Genomic DNA, 14,612 nt, shown 5'->3' with positions numbered 1-14,612 from the left:
TTAGTAAAACTGGACTTTTATTCTGTAATATATTCTTTGATTAAACATAATTAAAATGATATAATACGGGGTATTAATAATAGTTAATTTATTAATTGAAAGGATAAAAAATGGGATTATTTAGTAAAATATTTGATGCTAATAAGAGAGAAGTAAAATCTCTATCTAAATTGGCTGACAAAATCATAGCGAAAGAAGATGAGTATGAAAAACTATCTGATGAAGAATTAAAAAATAAAACTGTAGAATTTAAAAAAACAGTAGCTAATTTGATAGAAAAAGGAAAATCTAAACAAGAGGCCTTAGATTCAATCTTAGTAGATGCATTAGCAGCAGCTAGAGAGGGAGCCTATCGTTCTATAGGAATGAAACCATATAAAGTCCAACTTATGGGTGGAATGGCACTACACCGTGGAGATATAGCGGAAATGCGTACGGGAGAAGGGAAAACTTTAACAGCCACACTCCCAGTATATCTTAATGCACTAACTGGAGAAGGTGTGCACGTAATTACAGTTAACGAATATCTATCTCAGCGTGATAAAGAAGAAATGACTCCATTTTACGAATGGATGGGACTTACAGTAGGGCTTAACTTAAGCTCATTAGGTCCGGCAGAAAAAAGAAGAGTGTATGCATGTGATATAACTTATTCAACAAACAATGAATTAGGATTTGATTATTTACGTGATAATATGGTACGCCAAGTAGAGGAAAGAGTTCAAAGACCTTTAAATTATGCAGTAATTGATGAGGTTGATTCAGTATTAATAGATGAAGCTAGAACACCACTTATTGTTTCTGGGGGGGGGCAAGAATCGACATCCTTATATGGAGCAACCAACGCATTCGTTAGAACATTGAGAAAAGCATCAAAAGAAGATGGTTCTGACGGTGACTATACTTTAGACATTAAGACGAAAGCTATACAATTATCAGAATTTGGTATTGATAAGGCTGAGGCCTATTTTGGAATTAGAAATCTATTTGACTTAAAGAATGTAGATTTACTACACCATATTAATCAAGCATTAAGAGCTAACTATACAATGGCTCTCGATATTGATTATGTTATTGAAGATGGACAAATTGAAATTGTAGATCCTTTCACAGGTCGTACAATGCCAGGACGTAGATTTTCTGAAGGACTACACCAAGCTATCGAGGCAAAAGAAGGTGTAAAAGTACAAAGAGAAAACAAAACAATGGCTACTATTACTTTCCAAAACTATTTCCGTATGTATAAAAAATTATCAGGTATGACAGGTACTGCTAAAACAGAGGAAGAGGAATTTAGAAACATTTATAATATGGTTGTAACGACAATTCCTACAAATAGACCAATTGCACGTATTGATGCAGCCGATTTGGTATATTCAAGTATGAACTCTAAATATAGAGCTATAATTGAAGAGGTTAGAGAACGTCACCTAACAGGACAGCCAATACTAATAGGAACTGTTGCTATAGAAACAAGTGAATTGTTATCAAGTTTACTATACAAGATTGGAGTACAACATAAAGTATTGAATGCTAAACAAAATGAATCAGAAGCGGAAATTATCAAATTGGCTGGACAAAGAGGTTCTGTAACAATTGCTACAAACATGGCAGGGCGTGGTACAGATATTAAGTTAGGAGAAGGAGTCAGAGAACTTGGGGGATTAGCTGTTATTGGTACAGAGCGACACGAATCACGTCGTATTGATAATCAATTACGTGGACGTGCAGGGCGTCAAGGGGATCCAGGGTATTCAAGGTTTTATCTATCTCTAGAAGATGAGTTAATGATGAGATTTGGAGCAGACAGACTTAAGAAATTGATGGAGGCTAATGACGATACACCTTTAGAATCAGCCATGATAAGTCGATCTGTAGAATCAGCTCAAAAACGTGTTGAAGGGAATAATTTTGATGCAAGGAAGATGGTTCTTCAGTATGATGATGTACTTAGAAAACAAAGGGAAGTCATGTATGGCGAGCGTAATGAAATATTAGAAAGTCAAAAAGTTAGTCATATTGTTGAAGATATGATAGATAATGCTGTTAGAAAGAATATAGAATATGCAGCTTCAAGTCAGTATATAGATGAAGAATTGGAAAACAAAGATATCTTAAAACTTATTAATGATAAATACTTTTTAGAAAATCCAATTGAATTAACAAAAGAAATTGAACACTCTGATGATGAGGAACTTGCTAATATTATTATCGAAAGAATTAAGTCGGATTTAGCAGAAAAGAGAGAATTGTTAACTGATGAAACATTTGATTCTTTTGAAAAATACATTCTATTAAATTCTATTGATCAACGTTGGACGGATCACATTGACCAGATGGATCAATTAAGAAGAGGAATCTTTTTACGATCTTATGGACAAATTGATCCTCTACGTGAATATAGAAATGAAGGTCATATGATGTTTGAAAATATGATTGATGAAATAGAAGATACTGTAACAGCTAATTTATTACGTATTAAAGTAGAACGTAATGAAGAAATAGAAATGAAAGAAGATAAGCAAGTTCTTATAACTAATGATTCTAAGCAACACATAGCGAGAGGTCCAATTAAGAGTCAAGCTAGAGAAGAGAAAAAATCTAAGCAAGAAGAAAAATTAGCCAAAATTAAAGAACTTAAAGAATTAAAAGAAAAAAGAAAGAAACTAGATAAATAAAACACTAGATTTTTAAAAAAAATAGTGATATAATAATTATCGTTGTATGAAAAAGTTGTAAAATATTAAATAGGAGGTTATATTCATGCGCGTAAATGTAACATTAGCTTGTACAGAATGTGGTGATAGAAACTACATTACTAAGAAAAACAAAAGAAACAATCCTGACCGTATTGAATTAAAAAAATACTGTCCAAGATTGAAAAAAGTAACTCTACACAGAGAAACTAAATAATTTTTAAAAACCCTTGAAACTATTAAGTTTCAAGGGTTCTTTTTTTGAATAATATAATATTAGGATTGTAATAATAGTGGGAACTAAAGTTTAAAGTACTAGGAAGTAATGTTTTTAAAGTACATATAGAAAAGAATCCATTTCTTTATAGTGATACGACTGCGGAGAGGGGTAGTAAGAAGCACTTAACAAAAATAAATAAATCTGTTAAAATAAATAAAAAGACTGTAAAGACGGGAAGTATGCGAAATAATTTAGATTCAATGGCTAAACATCAAAGGTTTATTACTAAAAATGCGTTGAATGAAGAAATCAGCTTTAATCTAAAAAATAAGGCTTTTAACCTTATAGACTAAATTGATTTGCCAATATGGGTTATTTGAGGTATAATTTTATATAACTATAAATTATAGGAGATGAGAAGAATGACAAAGAATAACTTAGGAAGTATAGAAATTAAACCACAAGCACTTGCGGTAATTATCTCTATCGCAGCAAGTGAGGTAGAAGGTGTGTCAAAACTAGTAGGTAGTTTAAGATCATCTACTTTAGAAAAAATTGGAAAAAAAGAGTACTCTAAAGGTGTTAAATTATCTTTTGAAGAAGAAAAATTGAACATTGAAGTATTTTGTAACTTAAAAACTGGTTATCCAGTAGCTAGTGTAGCTGGGAAAATTCAAGATAATATTAGAAATTCTTTATATAACATGACGGATATTGTTGCTAATTCAGTAAATGTTAATATATTGGGAATTGATTACTAGAGGTTAGTATGGTAAAAAGACATGAATTAAGAGAAAGTGTATTTAAGCTATTATTTCAATTAGAAAATAGTGGAATGTCACTAGAAAATATTTTCAATTTAGATGAAGAAGAATCTTATGATGCTTATGTAAAAGATACGGTAACTTTAATTTATGAAAATAAAGAAAATATTGATAAAATTATCTCTGATAGTTTAAAAGATTGGACAATTGATAGACTTTCAAAAATGGATAGACAAATCTTGAGAATTGCTATCTATGAGATAGTTTATAGTGATATTCCTTATAAGGTATCTATTAATGAAGCTGTTGAATTATCTAAGAAATACAGTGAAAAAGATGATAGTTACAAGTTTGTTAATGGTGTATTAAAAGGTGTAGTTGAGAGAGAAGAAAAATAGATGTCAAAAGATAGTAAGTATTTAACAGTTACGGATGTAAACAGATATATAGAAAAAAAGTATGTTAATGACCCCTATCTTAAAAAAATTTATATAAAAGGTGAAGTGTCTAATTGTAAGCTGCATACAAATGGGACACTTTATTTTTCTATTAAGGATTCTAACACAAAGATGAATGCTTTAAAATTTAGGGCCAAAGTTTTAGATATCAAAGAAGGGGATTCCGTACTAGTTACAGCAGAACTTAATTTCTATTTTCCTTATGGGGAAGCAAGGCTTATAGTATCTGAAATAGAAAAAGATAGTATAGGAGATTTATATAGGAGATTATTAGACTTAAAAGAAAAACTTAATAATGAAGGTTTATTTGACACAAGTCTTAAAAAGAAAATAACTAGATTCCCAGAGTCGATAGCAGTAGTTACAGCAAAAACAGGTGCAGCTGTGCAAGATATTACTAAAACAATTTATAGAAGATATCCCTTAGCGAAATTAAATCTATATTCATCTCTAGTTCAAGGACCATCAGCTATAGCAGATATAGTAGAGAAATTAGGACAGGCTGACAGGGCTGGCAATGACTTAATAATTTTAGCAAGAGGTGGGGGTTCTATTGAAGATCTTTGGGCTTTTAACTCTGAAGAGGTAGTTAGAGCCATATTTAGAGCTAATACACCTATAATAACAGGTATAGGACATGAAACAGATACAACTTTAGCCGATTATGCTGCCGATAAATATGCTTCAACACCGACAGCAGCTGCAGAATTGGCGACATCTGTAACTATATCTGATTTACAAGCTCATTTTAAAGCAACAGAAATAAAGATACGAGGACTTATTAATCAAAAGATTTCTTCTAATATGGCACAAGTAGAAGGCTTAGCAAATTCTTATCAGATAAAAAATTTTGCTAATAACTTTTCTCAAAAAGCTAAAGATATTGAGTCTTATAAAACAAGGATAGAGCTCTTGTTACAGAATAAATTTGATAAAAAAATATCCGATTTTATTAGAAAAAAAGAAAGCTTTTTGAAAATAGATATTGTAGAGAAAGAAAGTCAGAAATTACAAAGTATAATAGAAAAATTAGAGCATAATTCACCACTTAATATCTTAAAAAAGGGTTATGCTTTGGTTAAAGATAAGGATAATAAGAGATTAACATCAGTTAAAAGTGTAGAAGTCGATAGTGATATTACTATTGATTTGAAAGATGGGGTAATTACAGCTAAGGTTGTAAAAATCGAAGAGGAGAAAACAAATGGCTAGAAAAAAAACATTTGAAGCTCAATTACATGCTTTAGAGGAAGTAGTAGCAAAATTAGAAAATAATGAGTTGACTTTAGAACAATCTTTAGAGGAATATAAAAAAGGAATTAATCTTATCAAGGATTGTAATAAAATATTAGAAAATGCACAAGTAGAGATAGCAAGTTTAACTAAGGATGTATACAATGACTAAGATAGTAGAGTTTTTAGCAAGTAATAAAGATATATTAAATAAGTATGCAGATGAAAAAATTAAATCCTTAACTATGCCTAAGGAACTAAAAGATTCAATAGTTTATTCTTTGGTTAATGATGGTAAAAAATTAAGACCTTTAATATTTTTGGCTATGCTAGATTACTATAAATTAGATTTCAAAAGATATCTGGATATTTCCTTGGCAATAGAGTTAATTCATACATATTCCTTGCTTCATGATGACTTACCAGCTATGGATAATGATGATTATAGATGGGGAAAACTTACCAATCATAAGGTTTATGGAGAGGATATAGCAATTCTTGCGGGAGATGCTATGCAGGCTTTAGCCTATGAATTAATAGTTGATAATCACCATATATCAGCAGATATTAAAGTTAAATTAGTAAAATTATTAGCTGATTATTCTGGTGCTAAGGGTATGATTGCAGGGCAAATTTTTGATGTAAAACAAGGTAATTATGATATATCAGCAGACTACTTACAAAAAATGCATACTTTGAAAACTGGAAAATTAATAATTCTCCCTTTACTATTTGCAGGGAATATAGCAGGCAAACAGACAGACTTAGAAAGATTAGAGAATTTCGGATCAGATTTAGGTATTGCTTATCAGATTAAAGACGATATATTGGATAACTATGGTGATTTTGAAAAAATCGGAAAAAAACCAAGTGATGAGGGAATGGTTACTTATCTTTCCTTTTATGGAATTGAAAAGTGTGAAGATTTATTAAAAACACATACAGACAGGGCGATAAATGAAGCAGAGCTTTTAAACAACAAATTATTAATTGATTTTGCTAATATGCTTTTAAAGAGAGAGAAGTAAAAATAAAGTAGGGAATATTCCCTACTTTATTTTTTATTGCCAAAATTTAAGGCAATCTTTTATTTTTTTAATCATATCTTGGATATTTTCTTTATCTACACAAGAAAAAGCAATTCTTATATGTTTATCGTCCATAGAATAAAGACCTAATTTATAATCTTGTAATAATTTTAGTCTAAAATCGTGGGCATTGATAGAATCTAATTTTATTGTAAAGAAGTAACCAGAGTTGAATGGAAGAATTTCTACGTATTTATCCAATTCTTCATCCTTGATGGCTTCTTTTAATGTAAAGTATCTTTCTTCAATTATCTTATCATTTACTTCTTTTTCTGCTTGCAAGTTTTTATTATTCATAATTTCAGGAACAAGAGCTTGAGAAAGGGCTGAACCTGATGATGTAGAAGAACGTAAGAAACCTTGAGATTTTTCTACTATCAAGTTTCTTAATTTATCATTTTTTAGGTAGTAAGTTACATATCCTAATCTTAAGCCCCAAGCATAGTATTCTTTAGTAATACCATCTAATTTAGCAATTATACAGTTATCTAAGTCTATTAAATCAGCCATTGAGTTTAGACTAGAATTTTTATGATTTTCTTCAAAGAATAGACCGAAATATGCATCATCACATAGAAGAATAATTTTCTTGTTAGAATGTTCTTTAGCAAAATCTCTAATAATATTTTTTAAACTTTCTAATTCTTCATTACTTGGAGTATAGCCAGTTGGATTATTAGGGAAGTTTAATAAAATTGAAATTTTTTCTTCATCCAATGAATATAGTTTTTCTTTGATAGCGGCTAAATTATATTGTCCATTTAAAAATTGATCGTAAGTGTAAATTTTTGATCTTAGTTTTACACTATAAATTTGTGCATAGTTTTGCCAGTATAGGTCTGGTAGTAATAGAGCATCTCCTTCTTCTGAAAAAAGATTGGCCACTAAGTCGATAGCTTGAGTAATACCAGTTGTAGCAATAGGTTCTGATAAGTATTTAGATTCTATATTAGAATTTTCTTTTAATATTTTTTCTTTCCATAATTGTCTAGCAGATACTTGACCAGGGGTAGGTGCATAGGGTAGATACTTTTCATAAGAAAGATTTTTTATGGCTTCATCAAGTGATGGAAGATTCATAACCTTACCATTAGCAACAGCCATACCAATAGTTGCATTTAATGCACCATTAACTTCATTAGTTTCCTTAGATTGAAGTAAAACATCTTTAGGCAGAATAATATTTTGCCCAATTTTTGAGAAAAATGACATAATTAACTCCTTTAATATAGTAATTAACTAAATTATAATTTTAATCCTAGAAAAAATCAATTAGAAATACCATGAAAGGACTTGCATTTTTTATTTTTATGAAGTAAAATATAGGCATATTCGATTTAATCAAACAAATTGTTCACTATTAGTAAACTTTCTAAACTATAAGTTTATTTTCAGTGAACTTTATAATTTAAAGTTTTTATAATAAAGAGAGAGGACATTATGAATTCAATAGGATATAGAATAAGGAAATTAAGAATCCAAAAAGGTTTAACTCAAGAAGAACTCGGAGAGAGGACGGATTTATCAAAAGGATATATTTCTCAGATTGAGCGTGATTTATCCTCGCCATCTATGGAAACATTTTTTGATATATTGCAAGTTTTAGGATGTTCAGCTAAAGATTTTTTTGATGTAGAAGCGGAAGAACAGCAAATTTTGTATACAAAAGAAGATCAGACCTTGTATGAAGAGACTGATGAATTTTATAAATTAAATTGGTTAGTACCAGAATCAAATGAAAAAGAAATGGAATCATTAATTTTGACACTTGCTAGTAAATCATCATACAAAACCTTTGCTCCATCAGAGTCGGATACGCTGTGTTATATATTAAAAGGTAAGTGTAAACTTACTTTTGGAAGCAAAGAATTTATAGCTCAAGAAGCTGAAACATTTTATTTTACCGCTACTGATGAGCATACTTTGTCAAATCCATTTGATGAAGAATGCCAAGTATTAATAATAGCAACAAATTCATATTTATAGGAGGAAAAAATGGTAAATATAGTTGAATTTAAGAATGTGACAATGTCATTTGGTGAAAATACTATTTTAAAAAATATTGATCTAGAAATAGAAAAAGGGAAATTCTACACACTTTTAGGACCTTCTGGTTGTGGTAAATCTACTATTTTAAAATTAATTGGTGGATTCTTGCAACCAACAAGTGGAGATATTTTATTAGATAACAAGGTAGTCAATAGTGTACCAGCTAACTTGAGACAAGTGAATACGGTATTTCAAGATTATGCCTTATTTCCACATATGAATGTCTATGAGAACATTGCTTTTGGTCTAAGAGTAAAAGATGAAAGTAAAGAAATTATTGATAAAAAAGTTAAAAAGGCACTTAAACAAATAAATTTAGCAGGATTTGAGAAAAGAGAAATTTCTGAAATGTCTGGTGGGCAAAAACAGCGTGTTGCAATTGCCCGTGCAATAGTAAATGAACCAGAGATTATCTTGTTAGATGAGTCTTTATCAGCCTTAGATCTTAAACTTCGTCAAGAGATGCAGTATGAGTTGCGAGAACTTCAGCAACAAACAGGAATTACATTTATCTATGTAACCCACGATCAAGAAGAAGCTTTAGCCATGAGTGACTATATATTTGTAATGAATAAAGGAAAGATTGAACAATCAGGAACACCTTTAGATATTTACGATGAGCCTGTAAATAAATTTGTTGCCGATTTTATCGGGGAGTCTAATATTGTTAATGCTGTCATGCTTGAAGATTACAAGGTAGAGATATATGGTAGAGAATATGAATGTGTTGATGCAGGTCTTCCAAAAGATAAGCGTGTAGAGGTGGTTATTAGACCAGAGGACTTAGAAATTAGACCAGCAGATCAAGGAAAAATCAAGGTTGTGGTTGATACTCAATTATTCCGTGGAGTACATTATGAAATTTGCTGTTTAGATGACCAATATAATGAGTGGATTGTTCACTCTACAAAACCTGCCAAACCGGGACAAGCTATCAGTTTAGACTTTGAACCAGAGGCAATTCATATAATGGTACCAGGTGAAACAGAAGAGGAATTTGATGCTCGTCTTGAAGCTTACGAAGAGGAGGAGTAAAAATGTTTGATAAAAAAAGTAGAAGTTTTTTTATGATTCCCTATATAATTTGGATGTTAATGTTTGTTATCTTTCCAATATTATTAATTTTATACTACTCACTTCACGATAGTAATGGGGAATGGTCATTAGTTAATTATAAAGAGTTCTTTGGTAAAACCTATATGTGGATGACTTTCTATTCATTTTGGTATGCCTTTATTATAACTCTAGTTTGCCTAATAATTTCCTATCCATTAGCAATTATTATATCAAGAAGTAAATATAAAGAGATTTTATTACTACTTTTAATCTTACCAACTTGGATTAATATCTTATTAAAAACTTATGCCTTTATAGGATTATTTGGTAAGCAAGGTACAATCAATTCATTTTTAGAATATATTGGAGTTGGAACTCAATCTTTACTATTTAATTCATTTTCATTTGTATTTGTTTCTGCATATATTTTTATGCCATTTATGCTATTACCAATTTACAATGCTGTATCAGGTATTAATAAGAATGTGATAGATGCATCTTATGATTTAGGGGCAGATTTAAAAACAACATTTAGAAAAATTATCCTGCCTTTGTCTATGGAAGGGGTTAAAACAGGAATTCAGGTTACATTTATTCCGGCCTTATCAATCTTCATGATTACTCGCTTAATTGCAGGTAACAAAATTATTAATTTAGGAACAGCCATTGAGCAGCATTTCCTAGTAACTCAAAATGTAGGTCTGGGATCAACAATAGCTGTATTCCTAATTTTAATAATGGCAATTATAATGATTCTTACAAATACAAAAAATAAATTAGGGGGTAGAAAATAATGAATAAAATATCTTCTAAATTATATTTAACAATAGTTTTCTTAATCTTATATATTCCTATATTTTATTTGGCCTACTATTCATTTTCTGCTGGAGATAATATGATAAATTTTGAAGGTTTTTCTTGGATACATTATCAAGAGTTAGTTGAAAACGCTAGGCTAATAGCTATAGTTATCAATACAATTGTAGTGGCACTTTTATCTGGAGTATTTTCTGCTATTTTAGGAACACTAGGAGCCTTGGGAATTTATTCACTAAAGACAAATAAATTTAAAAATACTTATCTGGTAACAAACAATATTTTAATAGTAAGTCCGGATGTAATTATCGGTTCTTCATTTTTATTAATGTTTACCTTTATTTCGGAAGCTTTAGGTTTAGATGGTCTACAAGGATTTTGGTCAGTACTTTTATCACATATTGGATTCTCAGTTCCTATAGTAGTTCTTATGATACTACCAAAATTATATGAAATGCCAATCTCAATGATTGATGCAGCTATTGATTTAGGGGCAACTTATAGACAAGTAATTACTAAGATAGTAATTCCTTATATAATGCCCGGTATTTTAGCTGGATTTTTTATGGGATTAACTTATTCATTAGATGACTTTGCCGTTACATTTTTTGTGACAGGTAATGGATTTCAGACTCTATCTGTAGAAGTTTATTCTATGGCAAGAAAAGGAATCAACCTACAGATCAATGCCTTATCAACACTAATTACTTTATTTATAATAATTTCGGTAATGATTTACTATGTAATTAATATGAATAAATTAAGAAAGGGGGAGAGTAAGTAATGAAAAAATTAATCTTATCTGCTTTAGCAATTATTTTAGTATCCCTAGCTTTACTACAAGTAAGAGACTATATAGATTCTGGTGATGATTCAGAAGCAGGAACTCTTACAATTTATAATTGGGGAGAGTATATTGATCCAGAATTAATTACACAATTTGAAGAAGAAACAGGGGTTAAAGTTATCTATGAAACATTTGATTCAAATGAAGCCTTACTTACAAAATTGAAAAATTCTTCAACAGCTTATGATATAGTAGTTCCATCTGATTATACAATTAAGAAAATGGCAGAATTAAATTTATTACAAGAAGTTGATAAATCAAAATTAAGTAACTTGGCTAAAATTAATCCAAAATTAATGAATCTGTCATTTGACCCTGAAAATAAATACTCTATCCCATACTTTTGGGGAACACTAGGTATTGTTTATAATACTTCTATGCTTGAAGAAGATCAAAAATTTGAAAATTGGAATGACCTATGGGGACAAGATCTAGAAAATGACATCTTATTAGTTGACGGTGCTCGTGAAGTTTTAGGTTTAGCCTTGCAATCAGAAGGAAAATCCTTAAATGAAACGGATGAAATTGCTTTGAAATTAGCCAAGGAAAAATTAGAATTGATGCGTAAAAATATAAAAGCAATTAACAATGATGAAATGATACCACTTATGGCTAATGGAGAGGCTAAAGTAGCTGTGACTTTCTCAGGGTCAGCAGCAGAAATGATGGAAGCTAATGAAGATTTAGCTTATTCAATACCTAAAGAAGGCTCTAACCTTTGGTTTGACAATATGGCAATACCAAAAGTTTCTAAAAATCCCGAAGCAGCTCATAAGTTTATAGATTTTATGCTAAGACCAGAAAATGCGGCTAAAAATGCAGAATTTGTAGGATATGCAACTCCAGTTCTAGATGCTTATGAAATATTAGGAGAAGAGATTACATCTGATGAGCAATTCTATCCAACAGATGAAACAATGGAAAAATTAGAAGTATATAAATCCCTAGATCAAAAAGTAACACAATTGCAAAACGATTTATTATTAGAATTTAAAATAAATTTAAATAGAGGATAGAAAGAAGACTAGCAAATTTTGCTAGTCTTTTTTTATCTATAAATGTAGCTGATTTTTTATAAAACAGATTGGGCTATAATTTTATCAATTTTTCTAATATCTACACCTTTTCTAAGGTTTATTTTTATTTTTCCAGATCTTGTCCATAAAGTTATTTCTGCACTTAAATCAAAGGTTCCAGCATTTTCAGTAGACCACATGTTGATAGCCGAATAAGGAACAGAATAGATTTCTGCTTTTCGGCCAGTTATTCCTTGCACATCTCTAACCATTAATCTTTTATTAGTAAAAATTGCTGAATCTCTAACTGTTCTGTAAGCTGCGACTGCAGTTTCTCCATTTGCTAAAATAGAAGAAACATCATCAGGAATAGAAGATTCTGTAATAAAGGTCCATTCTGCGATATTAGTTTCAAGTATACTCATAATAAAATTCTCCTAAATAATACATAATTTTATATTGATTATAGCAAATAAAACTTGTCTTAACAAATATGATACTAGTTCAAAAGTTATAAACTTTATGCTATAATAGTAGGGATTAATTTTAATATATAGTATTAAAAAATAGGAGGTAAGCTATGTTTATAGATGAGGTCAAGATATATATACGTTCCGGAGATGGAGGGAACGGAATGGTTGCATTTAGAAGAGAAAAATATGTGGCTAATGGTGGACCAGCGGGAGGCGATGGAGGTCGCGGGGCTAATGTAATCTTCAAGGTTGATGAAGGATTAAGAACTTTTATGGACTATCGTTATCAAAAGAAATTCCTTGCTGAAAACGGAGAAAACGGAATGTCTAAAGGGATGCACGGACGAAAATCAAAAGACTTGGTACTAATTGTTCCTCCAGGTACAGTTATCAAGGATACTGATACTGGAGAGATTCTAGGAGACTTGACTAAGCACCAGCAGGAAGTAATGGTGGCTCGTGGAGGCCGCGGGGGTCGTGGGAATATTCGTTTTGCAACGCCAGCCAATCCGGCACCTGAAATTGCTGAAAATGGAGAACCAGGAGAAGAAAGAAATCTAACTCTAGAACTAAAACTTATGGCTGATGTAGGTTTGGTAGGTTTCCCATCAGTAGGAAAATCTACCCTATTATCAATTACATCTAAGGCAAAACCCAAAATTGCTGCCTACCACTTTACAACATTAGTACCTAACCTAGGAATGGTGGAAACAAAAGATCATAAATCATTCGTTATGGCAGATCTACCAGGCTTAATTGAAGGTGCTAGCCAAGGAGTAGGACTTGGTCATCAATTTTTACGTCACATTGAAAGAACTAAAGTAATCATTCATGTAATAGATATGTCAGCTACAGATGGCCGTGATCCATATGAAGACTATAAGATTATTAACAGAGAATTAGAAAACTACAATATGCGTCTATTAGAAAGACCGCAGGTTTTAGTAGCTAATAAGATGGATATTCCAGAATCAGCCGAGAACTTAAAAATATTTAAAGAAAAACTTGCTAAAGATGGTCAGACTGATGTGAAAATAATAGAATTATCTGCTTTTACAAGAACAAATTTAGATGAACTACTATATACAGTTAGTGATATACTAGATAATATTGATCCAAACTTAGTATATGAAATGGATACAGAAGAAGAAAATCTAGAGAATAGAGTTCTTTACAAACATAAGCCTAAAGATGAATCATTTACAATTACTCGTGATGATACTGGGGCCTATGTTGTATCTGGAGCAGGTATAGAAAGAGCCTTCCTTATGACAGACTTTAATAGAGATGCATCTATTAGGAGATTTGCTCAGCAGATGCGTACTATGGGAGTAGACGATGCTCTACGTGCTAGAGGATGTTCTAATGGAGATACAGTTAAAATACTTAAAGGTGAGTTTGAGTTCGTAGAATAATGCAAAATAAAAATTATTATGTAATAAGAGAGGATGTATTGCCAGAGGCTGTCCAAAAAACTATAAAAGTAAAAAAAGCTTTGGAAGATAATCCAGCCCTATCTATACAAGAAACTGTAAAAGAGCATGGACTGAGTAGATCTGCTTTCTACAAGTATAGGGATACTATTTTTCCTATAAAAGATTTTAAAAAAGAATCAATATTATCCATATCTATAAATGTAGAGGATGTCGTGGGAATACTTGGACAAATATTGGCAATAATAAATGAAGAAAAGTGTAGCGTGATAACAATACACCAAACAGTGCCTATCAATGGAAGGGCAACAATAATTTGTTCTCTAAATATGAATTTAGAATTTTCAGATGTAGAAAGATTGAAAAGTAGAATAGAGAATATAAATTATGTCAATGTAGTTAAGGTAATAGGATTTTCATTATAATGAGTTGAGGCCTTGTGCCTCGCTCTATTTTTGTAGGT

16 protein-coding genes are annotated in these 14,612 nt (G+C 30.8%); 14 read left to right on the top strand and 2 right to left on the bottom strand.

Features of this window, described 5'->3' with window-relative positions:
* Positions 1 to 110: 110 nt before the first annotated feature.
* The 7 genes from secA (at position 111) to HZY82_RS05790 (ending at position 6,399) form a co-directional block, all read left to right on the top strand.
* Positions 111 to 2,678: a preprotein translocase subunit SecA gene (secA, locus tag HZY82_RS05820; protein ID WP_135156366.1), complete on the top strand. Its 2,568-nt coding sequence runs from the start codon at positions 111 to 113 to the stop codon at positions 2,676 to 2,678.
* A gap of 85 nt (positions 2,679 to 2,763) precedes the next feature.
* Positions 2,764 to 2,913, top strand: coding sequence for a 50S ribosomal protein L33 (gene rpmG / locus HZY82_RS05815; protein WP_003145675.1), 150 nt, complete (start codon positions 2,764 to 2,766; stop codon positions 2,911 to 2,913).
* Between the two features lie 425 nt (positions 2,914 to 3,338).
* Complete coding sequence (locus HZY82_RS05810; protein ID WP_135156367.1) at positions 3,339 to 3,677, top strand: Asp23/Gls24 family envelope stress response protein; 339 nt, start codon at positions 3,339 to 3,341, stop codon at positions 3,675 to 3,677.
* Positions 3,678 to 3,685: 8 nt separating this feature from the next.
* Positions 3,686 to 4,078 carry a transcription antitermination factor NusB gene (nusB, locus tag HZY82_RS05805; RefSeq protein WP_135156368.1) on the top strand — a complete coding sequence of 131 codons (393 nt, stop codon included), beginning with the start codon at positions 3,686 to 3,688 and terminating at the stop codon, positions 4,076 to 4,078.
* Positions 4,079 to 5,350, top strand: coding sequence for an exodeoxyribonuclease VII large subunit (gene xseA, locus HZY82_RS05800; RefSeq protein WP_135156369.1), 1,272 nt, complete (start codon positions 4,079 to 4,081; stop codon positions 5,348 to 5,350).
* Positions 5,343 to 5,543: an exodeoxyribonuclease VII small subunit gene (gene xseB / locus HZY82_RS05795; protein ID WP_135156370.1), complete on the top strand. Its 201-nt coding sequence runs from the start codon at positions 5,343 to 5,345 to the stop codon at positions 5,541 to 5,543. The genes xseA and xseB overlap by 8 nt, the downstream gene beginning before the upstream one ends.
* Positions 5,536 to 6,399, top strand: coding sequence for a polyprenyl synthetase family protein (locus HZY82_RS05790; RefSeq protein ID WP_135156371.1), 864 nt, complete (start codon positions 5,536 to 5,538; stop codon positions 6,397 to 6,399). Before xseB ends, HZY82_RS05790 begins: the two co-directional genes overlap by 8 nt.
* Before the next feature lie 33 nt (positions 6,400 to 6,432).
* Here HZY82_RS05790 and HZY82_RS05785 read toward each other — a convergent pair whose 3' ends face one another.
* Positions 6,433 to 7,671: an aminotransferase class I/II-fold pyridoxal phosphate-dependent enzyme gene (locus tag HZY82_RS05785; RefSeq protein ID WP_135156372.1), complete on the bottom strand. Its 1,239-nt coding sequence runs from the start codon at positions 7,669 to 7,671 to the stop codon at positions 6,433 to 6,435.
* Positions 7,672 to 7,899: 228 nt separating this feature from the next.
* Here HZY82_RS05785 and HZY82_RS05780 point away from each other — a divergent pair, with 228 nt between their 5' ends.
* The 5 genes from HZY82_RS05780 to HZY82_RS05760 are packed head-to-tail and all read left to right on the top strand — an operon-like array spanning position 7,900 to position 12,243.
* Positions 7,900 to 8,445, top strand: coding sequence for a helix-turn-helix domain-containing protein (locus tag HZY82_RS05780; RefSeq protein ID WP_135156373.1), 546 nt, complete (start codon positions 7,900 to 7,902; stop codon positions 8,443 to 8,445).
* Positions 8,446 to 8,454: 9 nt separating this feature from the next.
* Positions 8,455 to 9,543 carry an ABC transporter ATP-binding protein gene (locus tag HZY82_RS05775; protein WP_179938994.1) on the top strand — a complete coding sequence of 363 codons (1,089 nt, stop codon included), beginning with the start codon at positions 8,455 to 8,457 and terminating at the stop codon, positions 9,541 to 9,543.
* Positions 9,544 to 9,545: 2 nt separating this feature from the next.
* A complete protein-coding gene (locus HZY82_RS05770; protein ID WP_135156375.1) occupies positions 9,546 to 10,358 on the top strand; it encodes an ABC transporter permease in 813 nt (270 codons plus the stop codon).
* Positions 10,358 to 11,164 (top strand): ABC transporter permease, encoded by an 807-nt coding sequence (locus HZY82_RS05765; RefSeq protein ID WP_179938992.1) that lies wholly within the window; start codon positions 10,358 to 10,360, stop codon positions 11,162 to 11,164. The genes HZY82_RS05770 and HZY82_RS05765 overlap by 1 nt, the downstream gene beginning before the upstream one ends.
* Positions 11,164 to 12,243 (top strand): ABC transporter substrate-binding protein, encoded by a 1,080-nt coding sequence (locus tag HZY82_RS05760; protein WP_179938990.1) that lies wholly within the window; start codon positions 11,164 to 11,166, stop codon positions 12,241 to 12,243. Before HZY82_RS05765 ends, HZY82_RS05760 begins: the two co-directional genes overlap by 1 nt.
* 56 nt (positions 12,244 to 12,299) lie before the next feature.
* On the opposite strand, the gene HZY82_RS05755 is transcribed toward HZY82_RS05760, so the two are convergent.
* The gene (locus HZY82_RS05755) at positions 12,300 to 12,668 is read right to left on the bottom strand and encodes a PH domain-containing protein (RefSeq protein WP_179938988.1); all 369 of its coding nucleotides are present in this window, start codon (positions 12,666 to 12,668) and stop codon (positions 12,300 to 12,302) included.
* Positions 12,669 to 12,823: 155 nt separating this feature from the next.
* Between HZY82_RS05755 and obgE the strand changes: the two genes are divergently transcribed.
* The gene (gene obgE / locus HZY82_RS05750; RefSeq protein WP_179938986.1) at positions 12,824 to 14,131 is read left to right on the top strand and encodes a GTPase ObgE; all 1,308 of its coding nucleotides are present in this window, start codon (positions 12,824 to 12,826) and stop codon (positions 14,129 to 14,131) included.
* Positions 14,131 to 14,574 (top strand): ACT domain-containing protein, encoded by a 444-nt coding sequence (locus HZY82_RS05745; protein WP_218925257.1) that lies wholly within the window; start codon positions 14,131 to 14,133, stop codon positions 14,572 to 14,574. The genes obgE and HZY82_RS05745 overlap by 1 nt, the downstream gene beginning before the upstream one ends.
* Positions 14,575 to 14,612 lie beyond the last annotated feature (38 nt).

Origin of the sequence: Gemella sp. GL1, from assembly GCF_013415365.1 — a bacterium.
In the GTDB taxonomy this organism is placed as follows: Bacteria; Bacillota; Bacilli; order Staphylococcales; family Gemellaceae; genus Gemelliphila.
This window is presented reverse-complemented; position numbering and strand designations above follow the sequence as displayed.

Coding starts and splice junctions, on each gene's coding strand:
- secA (WP_135156366.1), top strand. CDS start 111: ATGGGATTATTTAGTAAAATATTTGATGCTAATAAGAGAGAAGTAAAA.
- rpmG (WP_003145675.1), top strand. CDS start 2,764: ATGCGCGTAAATGTAACATTAGCTTGTACAGAATGTGGTGATAGAAAC.
- HZY82_RS05810 (WP_135156367.1), top strand. CDS start 3,339: ATGACAAAGAATAACTTAGGAAGTATAGAAATTAAACCACAAGCACTT.
- nusB (WP_135156368.1), top strand. CDS start 3,686: ATGGTAAAAAGACATGAATTAAGAGAAAGTGTATTTAAGCTATTATTT.
- xseA (WP_135156369.1), top strand. CDS start 4,079: ATGTCAAAAGATAGTAAGTATTTAACAGTTACGGATGTAAACAGATAT.
- xseB (WP_135156370.1), top strand. CDS start 5,343: ATGGCTAGAAAAAAAACATTTGAAGCTCAATTACATGCTTTAGAGGAA.
- HZY82_RS05790 (WP_135156371.1), top strand. CDS start 5,536: ATGACTAAGATAGTAGAGTTTTTAGCAAGTAATAAAGATATATTAAAT.
- HZY82_RS05785 (WP_135156372.1), bottom strand. CDS start 7,671: ATGTCATTTTTCTCAAAAATTGGGCAAAATATTATTCTGCCTAAAGAT.
- HZY82_RS05780 (WP_135156373.1), top strand. CDS start 7,900: ATGAATTCAATAGGATATAGAATAAGGAAATTAAGAATCCAAAAAGGT.
- HZY82_RS05775 (WP_179938994.1), top strand. CDS start 8,455: ATGGTAAATATAGTTGAATTTAAGAATGTGACAATGTCATTTGGTGAA.
- HZY82_RS05770 (WP_135156375.1), top strand. CDS start 9,546: ATGTTTGATAAAAAAAGTAGAAGTTTTTTTATGATTCCCTATATAATT.
- HZY82_RS05765 (WP_179938992.1), top strand. CDS start 10,358: ATGAATAAAATATCTTCTAAATTATATTTAACAATAGTTTTCTTAATC.
- HZY82_RS05760 (WP_179938990.1), top strand. CDS start 11,164: ATGAAAAAATTAATCTTATCTGCTTTAGCAATTATTTTAGTATCCCTA.
- HZY82_RS05755 (WP_179938988.1), bottom strand. CDS start 12,668: ATGAGTATACTTGAAACTAATATCGCAGAATGGACCTTTATTACAGAA.
- obgE (WP_179938986.1), top strand. CDS start 12,824: ATGTTTATAGATGAGGTCAAGATATATATACGTTCCGGAGATGGAGGG.
- HZY82_RS05745 (WP_218925257.1), top strand. CDS start 14,131: ATGCAAAATAAAAATTATTATGTAATAAGAGAGGATGTATTGCCAGAG.